Source organism: Pseudomonas sp. FSL R10-2189 (assembly GCF_009600325.1).
Classification (GTDB): Bacteria; Pseudomonadota; Gammaproteobacteria; order Pseudomonadales; family Pseudomonadaceae; genus Aquipseudomonas; species Aquipseudomonas helleri.
On record NZ_WIVZ01000026.1, the window covers coordinates 75,597 to 83,247 of the forward strand.

The following is a 7,651-nucleotide window of genomic DNA, read 5'->3' on the forward strand; positions in this document are numbered from 1 at the left end:
ATTGTTGTTGTCCACTGTCGGTTTCGGATGACTGCGACCGAAACCACGATCGCTGTCAGGCGACCGGTACTGCTGCAGTACGGCTGATACCTGCGTCTATCTCCAGTGCGTTAGAGGGGGTTGCGAGAATCAATTGCGCGGCCTTTTCGCCAATCATTAGCGTAGGCGAACAGGTATTACCCGAGACGATGGTCGGCATGATGGACGCGTCTGCGACCCGCAAGCCGGCGATGCCATGCACCCGCAGCTCGGCATCGACCACGGCTTCAGCGTCTTGCCCCATGCGGCAGGTGCCGACCGGGTGAAAGATCGTCGTGCCGATTTTGGCGGCCGCTTCGTGCAGTTCCTCTTCGGTTTGCAGGGCGGCACCGGGCAGGTATTCCTCGGGGCTGAACGTGTGCAGGGCGGAGCTGGCGACGATGCGCCGGGTGAGGCGGATCGCATCGGCGGCGACTTTCAGATCGTCGGGATGGCTCAGGTAATTGGGGTCGATCAACGGCGCGTCATCCGGGTTGGCCGAGCGGATATCGACCCGGCCACGGCTTTTAGGGCGCAGGTTGCACACCGACGCGGTAAACGCCGGGAAGGTGTGCAGCGGCTCTCCAAAGCGCTCCAGCGACAGCGGTTGGACGTGGTACTGCAAATTCGCCGAAGGCTGATCCGGATCGGACTTAACGAAGGCGCCCAACTGACTCGGTGCCATGGCCAGCGGACCACTGCGGTCGTAGGCATAACGCAGGCCCATGCCGACTTTGCCCCACAGGCTGTTGGCCACTTGGTTGAGGGTGCGGGCGTTGCTCAGTTTAAAAATCAGGCGCAGTTGCAGGTGGTCTTGCAGGTTGCCGCCGACACCCGGCAGCTCGTGCTGCACCGTTATCCCCAGGCTCTCCAGCAATGGCCGCGGGCCGATGCCCGAGCGCTGCAAAATCCCCGGCGAGCCAATCGAGCCCGCGCTCAAGATGATTTCGCGGCGTGCGCTAAAGGTGTGATCCGCGCCTTGCCAGCGGGCCTTCACCTGCGTGGCGCGGTGGTTCTCCAGCAGCACTTTATCGACCTGCACGCCGGTCAGCACGGTCAGGTTGGGACGCTTGAGCACGGGGCGGATAAACGCTTTGGAGGCATTCCAGCGCACACCGGCGCGCTGGTTCACTTGAAAGTATCCACAGCCCTGATTGTCGCCGCCATTGAAGTCATTGACGCTGGCGATGCCGTTTTGCGCAGCCGCGTCGCGGAAGGCATCCAGAATCGTCCAGGAATAACGCTGCTGCTCAACCCGCCACTCGCCCTCGGCACCGTGCAGCGCGGAGTTCCCGGCATAGTGTTTTTCACTGCGTTTGAACAGCGGCAGTACGTCTTGCCAGGCCCAGCCCTTATTGCCCATGGCTGCCCAGCGGTCGTAATCACCGGCCTGACCACGCATGTAGATCATGCCGTTGATCGAAGAGCTGCCGCCCAGCACCTTACCGCGCGGGTAACTCAGGCTGCGGCCTTGCAAGCCGGGCTGGGCTTCGGTTTTGAAGCACCAGTCAGTGCGCGGGTTACCAATGCAATAAAGGTAACCCACAGGGATATGGATCCACGGGTAGTTGTCTTGCCCACCCGCTTCGAGCAGCAACACGTTGTGCTTGGGATCGGCAGACAGCCGATTCGCCAACACCGACCCCGCAGGCCCGGCGCCCACCACAATGTAGTCGTAGATCTGATTGGCTGATGGCATGTCGCACCTCGCCTGATTATTTTTTGTTCTTGTCGTTCTCCATCCTATTGATTAATTTCGAGTTGAAAACGCGTGATTTCACCCATGGCTTGTGCGTTTTTGCACAGCGCAAATGACCGGGCACGAGGGACGACGATGTTCGACTGGAACGACATGCGGTACTTTCTGGAGCTACAGCGCAGCGGGCGCCTGCTCACGGCTGCCAAGCGCCTCAATACCACCCACAGCACCGTGGCACGGCACATTGAGCACATCGAACAGCACCTGGGCACGGCGCTGTTTGTGCAGCATGCCCAAGGCTACCAACTGACCCCGGCCGGGCAGGCGCTGCTCAAACATGCCGAAGCGATGGAAAACGTCGCCCTGCTGGCCCAGGAAGAAATCACCCAGGCCATCACCCCATTGGGCAAAATCCGCCTGGGCGTGACCGAAGGCATCGGCATCATGTTCCTCACCTCACGCTTGCGCGGGCTGTTCGAACGCTACCCCGGGCTTGAAGTTGAACTGGTCGCCGTGCCGCGCTTTGTCAGCATCCTCAACCGCGAAGCGGAAATCAGCGTGCACCTCGACCGGCCCCACGCCGACCTGTTGATCACCCGCAAACTCACCGACTACCGCCTGGCGCTGTACGCCAGCCGCGATTACCTCGATAAAGCGCCAGCCCTGAACCACCGCGACGACCTGGCCAACCACTTCTGGATTGGCTACGTCGACGACCTGCTGTTCAGTGAAGAACTGCTGTTTATCAACCACTTCTGCCGCAACCCGACCGTGACCTTCCGCAGCACCAGCGTCATCGCCCAACAACAAGCCGCCCGCGCCGGGCTGGGCATCGCCGTACTGCCCAACTACATGGCCAGCCAAGACCCTGAGTTAGTGCGCGTGCTACCCGAAGAGTCAGTGCAACGCAGCTACTGGATCAGCACCCGGCGCGAATTGCACAAGTCAGTGAGGCTGCGGGTGGTGTGGGATTTTTTGCTGGAGTTATGTAGGGAAGAGCAGGGGGTTTTGTTGGAGGATTAGGGGAGTATTCAATGACTTTCGTCGGGTGTTTTAGACACCGGACACCATTAACAAAAAGCCCGCCCTGTTTCTCAACAGGGCGGGCTTTTTATTGGCCTGGGGATAAGTCTCTATCCCCAGCCATCACGCTGTAGGTTCACAAAATAGGTGATAGGCCAGACCCCGTGAAATTGGAAGCTTGGCCATTTTTTTTGTGAAATGAAGGGGTGCTTTTCACAGAAAAGCCGAGAAAGCCCTACTCACCAATCACAAAAGTTGATTGGCCTGGAAAGGGCCAGTGTGTTCTCCCTTTACGACCGACGCGTGACTTTTCGGTAAGGGATGAGGAGTAGTCGCAGCGATCCTTTAGCTCCCAGTCTGGCGACCTTGGGTTCAGAATCCGACTGGCAATGCCCGTCGTCACTACTTCAGAGGAACCAGCTTCCTCTGCTGCCAGAATTGCGGGGGGGCTCATGCTGGTACCCAGGCCCGACAAATGCGCAGTTGCAGCCCTCAATTGCAAGGCTATCCAAGGCGGCACGCGTGTCAATCAAGATCTGATGCATGACGATGGCCGGCCTCACGGAGGTGAAACCGGAGATTCAGAATGACTAAACCGGCCCCGTAGACACCAACCTCCACGAAGGCCGCTATCGATCCAAAGCTGTCCTTGAAGAAAGGTAGCTAACGGCATCTATCTACAGTTTTCGGGGCGATTCAATGAAGTCCTTCTGGCCGGGCCTGAAAGCTCCCTACCTAGAAACCTATCTCAGTTCTGGCTTGAGGAGCTCCAGAATCATCTGGAGAGGTATTTCGACGGTTTGAACTCGGAGTCAGATGCAGAAGAGAAGGATCTCGACATCTCCCTTCCACTCGCAGCGATCATCCACATCTTGTTCGCAAAGAATGGTGGGGAGGAGATATCCGAGAGCTCTGAAAAGCTGTACGAGTATTTCCAAGACTACCGGCTCGAACTGGCCCTTGAAGAGATCACGCGAAAGACTCATGTGGCTGCCGAGGCTGCAACCATTGAGACCATCTTCACCAACCGAGATGTCCTGGTGGAACAAGGCCCCCTTCTTCAATAGGTACCTCCACCGATGCCATCGCCGGCGGGCACGCTCCGAGGCATTGATGGAATGCATTTTGACGGCTGCCGAGATCAGCGAATGAAAGAAATTGCTGCGCCGATGTTCGATCTAATCGCTTTGTCGCTTCCACGAGGGTTGGAGTTTGGGGACAGCCCGCCAGTAGGGGCATGGCTTAGTGAGGACGGAATTTCTTGTGCCGCTCTAACCCGAAATATCCATTCCGGCAGTTTCGGAATTGTCACCTTGCGGCGTCGTGTCGATAGCGTGTGGGTGCTCCTCAGTCATAGTGAGTGCACCACTGGCGAGTCCGAAGCCCGCGCCTCAATCAGCCATTTTCTCAGTACCCAAGCCCATCCGCTTCCACTCCCCTCAGGCGAACGACGACGTGCTCCTCTAAGCAGAATGGGTAAGCGCACACCAAGCGTGGTGTTCAAATCACTATTTGATCCAAGCCGCCGTATTGGGGCGTGGGCGCTCAATCAACTGTATCTCGCACTGCCATCCCCAGACAGAAATTGGGTTCCCGATTGCCAGACTGAGAATTTTCACACCCGCCTTTGGGAGGCCCACCTATTAGCGATTTTTCGTGAGCAGGGACTCTTTGTCACCCAGCCTAAAGAATCACCCGATTTTCATATCGAGAATAGGCTGGGAGGTGAGGCCTGGGTTGAAGCAGTGACAGCCAACCCGGAAGAGCGGTATGAGCATTTTGGCGCCTCGCCGGTCCCCCCACCAGCTGACCGACATGAGCGCTTCTTTGGAGCGGCTGCAGAAAGGTTTGCGAGGACCATCCAAAACAAATTGGACAAGCGTTACGAATCCCTACCGCACGTGGAGGGTAAGCCGCTCATTCTGGCCTTAGCCGATTTCCATGCGCCCAGTTCAATGCTGTGGAGCAGGGAGTCGCTCATCAGCTATCTCTATGGCTTTTCAGTTCACTCATCTGCGCATCGTGGAATGCAGCTGATAACTGTGGAGGAAGAGACATCTCTGCTATCAGGGCGCCCCAACGGCCTATTTACGCTAAGGGAAAATGCCCATCTTTCAGCGGTCATTTTCACCAATGCCTGCACAGTCTCAAAGCTCAGCCGAGTGCCGATTTCAGGTGGAGCTCATCTAGACGGGTACCGATACTTGCGGTTTGGTGAGTTTTTCGACCGTTCTCCAGGTGCATCACGAGGTATCCCATTTTTGTTGGATGTAGCGTCCAGCGATTACGGTCAGCTCTGGCCGCAGTATGGCTACGAGCCGTGGTCTGCTGAAGTGGAGGTCTTCCATAATCCTATGGCATTACATCCGGTGCCTAACGAACTGATACCAGAAGTCACCCACTGGAGAGAAGTGAATGGACGAGTCGAGTGCGAATCCTTCTATGAAGTATCCATACTCCGATCCAGGACACTCGTCCTCAGTGCAAACGCTAAGGTTCCGTCACTCGATGAGTTGCTGACAGCAACCAGTCCTCCAGAGCTCTGACGGCGGCGGGGTGGCCGCATCTTTGCCCCGCAGATAGATGAGGATTTTTCAGCAAGATATCCGACCTGGGAAAGACATGAGACCCCCTGCGCAATTCAGAACTGTTGAAGCGTCACCTCTCATCGGGTAAAAGCATGACATTCTTACAACGTTAAAACAGCGTCATCCCCGAGAGCATAGGAAGAGAAATGTCGACCCAAGGACTAAATCGATTCATCGGACGCAAGATTCACGCAGTGATAATGATGGCCCCTCTTAAGCGGGAAATGATACGCCTCGGCATATGCACCGTCATGGCAATTGTTCTGAATGTCATCTTGTATACCGGCGTTGAAATAGACGGTACCATCAAGCCGTGGGCAGAAACGCCGATAAAGCTATTTGCATCGTCGATGCTATTTGCCTTCATGATTAAGGCATTTTTACCACTTCTCGGATGGACCATTTTAAAGGCAGTGCTACTCAGCGCAAACAATGCCTTCAGCGGCATACTGAGTTTTATGGGAAACCAATTCACGGGTGTCATGTACTGCACCGGAATCATCCTGGGATCTATCACGATTAAGCAGTATATGATTTCTGGGGTCTTAGATTTAGAAATGGTTTCTCTGTCTGCTATCGTATTTGCCTCAGGGATTATGTACTTCTTTATACTGCAATGCGCCATTCAAAAAACAATGAGTCCAGCTCTGCGCACACCAGCAGTACCTCGTTCAGCCACTAGGCTGTGACTATCCACCTCTGGTGCTCAGTAGACGCCCGCTCTGTTGAATCCTCAGTCATAAATAACCATTAATGGCCAGGCCCGCCTTCGACTTTATGAAGAAGGCGAGCGTGCGCGTGCCTGATTGCGCATGTATTCCGAGATGAGATTTCCGAAATTGATGTCAGCTTCTTCAACGAGAATGTTGACGTGGCAGTACAGATCTTCAGGACCTCCTAGATAATTGAAAATCCTTGATCTGACGATGCCACAAACCCCTTCTTTGACCGCCGTAGAGGGAAGGTTGATAACATCGCCGACGCACGGAATAAGTGCTAAGCCATGGTCGCTGTTGAAGATAATGTCAGCTGGACAGGCATCAATCCTGGCATGCGATTGACCTTGCGAAACCTGCTGATAATCAATGCTATACCTCATGTACAGCCTACCTCATTTGTTGGGTGAGGAATCAGCGCCGCGGATCGTAAACAGAAACCTCAAGCTCGCAAGCGACGGGAGTGTACAGCCAATTTTCGGTACCTAGAGAGCTTGGCAATTATCGCTTTTCAAGCACATACCCTACGCCCCGAAGCGTATGTATCAGCTTGGTCTCGAATGGGTCATCTATCTTGGCTCTGAGTCTTCGAATCGACACTTCTACAACGTTCGTGTCGCAGTCAAAATTCATATCCCAAACCTGAGAAATAATCTGCGTACGGCTCAGTACCACCCCGGTGTTACGCATCAAGTAGTGCAATAACGCGAATTCTTTTGTGGTCAAATCAATTCGCTGACCGTCCCTGAACGCCCTGTGCCGGCTCTGATCAAGCTCCAGGTCAGCGACGCGAATGACCTCTACGGATGCGGGGTGATCCGACCTGCGCATCAAGGCGCGAACCCGGGCCAACAGCTCAGGGAACTCAAATGGCTTGATCAGGTAGTCATCTGCGCCGTTCTCTAGCCCCCGGACCTTATCCGCCAGCCGGCTTCTCACCGTCAGCATCATGATGCGGGAAGGGCAATTTTTACGGCGCAACAACTCAAGAACCTGCCAACCATCCATCTCTGGGAGGTTTATATCGAGAATAATCAGCTCGTATTCGTGCTGCTTGGCCAAGAATAATCCATCTGATCCGGTGTGGACGCAATCTACGACATAGCCACACTCCGTCAGACCTTGACGCACATACTCCGCAGTTTTTACTTCATCCTCAATTACCAGAATTCGCATGGGATTTTGTCTCGATATCACTGAGCAATTAACCGCGCACGCGCGCCGGCATTATTGAAAGGGATGGTAAATCAAAATGAGCGTGCCGGGGCTCAAATGACGGATTTGTAATTTCTAGGTAATACAGTTGATAGTCTGGCGGTATATCTTGTCGCGGTTTGGGTTTGACAGTTGCGGACCCTCTCTCCAGCAGGTGACTTGACCTTATGAAGTATTGGGTTATTTTCTTCTTTGTACTGGCTTCGTTCCGCTCAGATGACGGCGAGGTTGCTCACATCGAGGAGACTGGTCATTGGTGTAGCCATGAACTTCACCGGCATGCGATGCGTACAATCGAACGCTTACTTGAATTTTAGGATCGAGTAGGGTGAGGGATTTTTTTTTCCCTCAGCCCTCTCACACCACCGTACGTGCGGTTCCGCATACGGCGG

The 7,651-nt window shown here is 54.8% G+C and carries 7 protein-coding genes; 4 read left to right on the forward strand and 3 right to left on the reverse strand.

Annotated elements, in window-relative coordinates; all coding sequences use genetic code 11:
• Positions 1-55 precede the first annotated feature (55 nt).
• The gene (locus GHO32_RS18330) at positions 56-1,717 is read right to left on the reverse strand and encodes a GMC family oxidoreductase (RefSeq protein WP_153334535.1); all 1,662 of its coding nucleotides are present in this window, start codon (positions 1,715-1,717) and stop codon (positions 56-58) included.
• A gap of 135 nt (positions 1,718-1,852) precedes the next feature.
• Here GHO32_RS18330 and GHO32_RS18335 point away from each other — a divergent pair, with 135 nt between their 5' ends.
• From GHO32_RS18335 to GHO32_RS18350, 4 genes are all read left to right on the forward strand, one after another.
• The gene (locus tag GHO32_RS18335) at positions 1,853-2,740 is read left to right on the forward strand and encodes a LysR family transcriptional regulator (protein ID WP_048388193.1); all 888 of its coding nucleotides are present in this window, start codon (positions 1,853-1,855) and stop codon (positions 2,738-2,740) included.
• Positions 2,741-3,540: 800 nt separating this feature from the next.
• On the forward strand, positions 3,541-3,807 hold the full coding sequence (locus tag GHO32_RS18340; protein WP_169836147.1) for a hypothetical protein: 267 nt from the start codon (positions 3,541-3,543) through the stop codon (positions 3,805-3,807).
• Between the two features lie 81 nt (positions 3,808-3,888).
• Positions 3,889-5,286 (forward strand): hypothetical protein, encoded by a 1,398-nt coding sequence (locus tag GHO32_RS18345; protein ID WP_228394199.1) that lies wholly within the window; start codon positions 3,889-3,891, stop codon positions 5,284-5,286.
• A gap of 188 nt (positions 5,287-5,474) precedes the next feature.
• Positions 5,475-6,017, forward strand: a complete 543-nt coding sequence (locus GHO32_RS18350) for a hypothetical protein (protein ID WP_044270172.1) — start codon at positions 5,475-5,477, stop codon at positions 6,015-6,017.
• Between the two features lie 86 nt (positions 6,018-6,103).
• On the opposite strand, the gene GHO32_RS18355 is transcribed toward GHO32_RS18350, so the two are convergent.
• Together GHO32_RS18355 and GHO32_RS18360 are read right to left on the reverse strand one after the other, a co-directional pair.
• The gene (locus GHO32_RS18355) at positions 6,104-6,427 is read right to left on the reverse strand and encodes a hypothetical protein (RefSeq protein WP_044270171.1); all 324 of its coding nucleotides are present in this window, start codon (positions 6,425-6,427) and stop codon (positions 6,104-6,106) included.
• Positions 6,428-6,545: 118 nt separating this feature from the next.
• A complete protein-coding gene (locus GHO32_RS18360) occupies positions 6,546-7,220 on the reverse strand; it encodes a heavy metal response regulator transcription factor (protein ID WP_153442951.1) in 675 nt (224 codons plus the stop codon).
• Positions 7,221-7,651 lie beyond the last annotated feature (431 nt).

Bases quoted from the DNA above. Each gene is read 5' to 3' on its own strand.
- GHO32_RS18350 (WP_044270172.1), top strand. From the start codon at position 5,475: ATGTCGACCCAAGGACTAAATCGATTCATCGGACGCAAGATTCACGCA.
- GHO32_RS18345 (WP_228394199.1), top strand. From the start codon at position 3,889: ATGAAAGAAATTGCTGCGCCGATGTTCGATCTAATCGCTTTGTCGCTT.
- GHO32_RS18360 (WP_153442951.1), bottom strand. From the start codon at position 7,220: ATGCGAATTCTGGTAATTGAGGATGAAGTAAAAACTGCGGAGTATGTG.
- GHO32_RS18335 (WP_048388193.1), top strand. From the start codon at position 1,853: ATGTTCGACTGGAACGACATGCGGTACTTTCTGGAGCTACAGCGCAGC.
- GHO32_RS18355 (WP_044270171.1), bottom strand. From the start codon at position 6,427: ATGAGGTATAGCATTGATTATCAGCAGGTTTCGCAAGGTCAATCGCAT.
- GHO32_RS18330 (WP_153334535.1), bottom strand. From the start codon at position 1,717: ATGCCATCAGCCAATCAGATCTACGACTACATTGTGGTGGGCGCCGGG.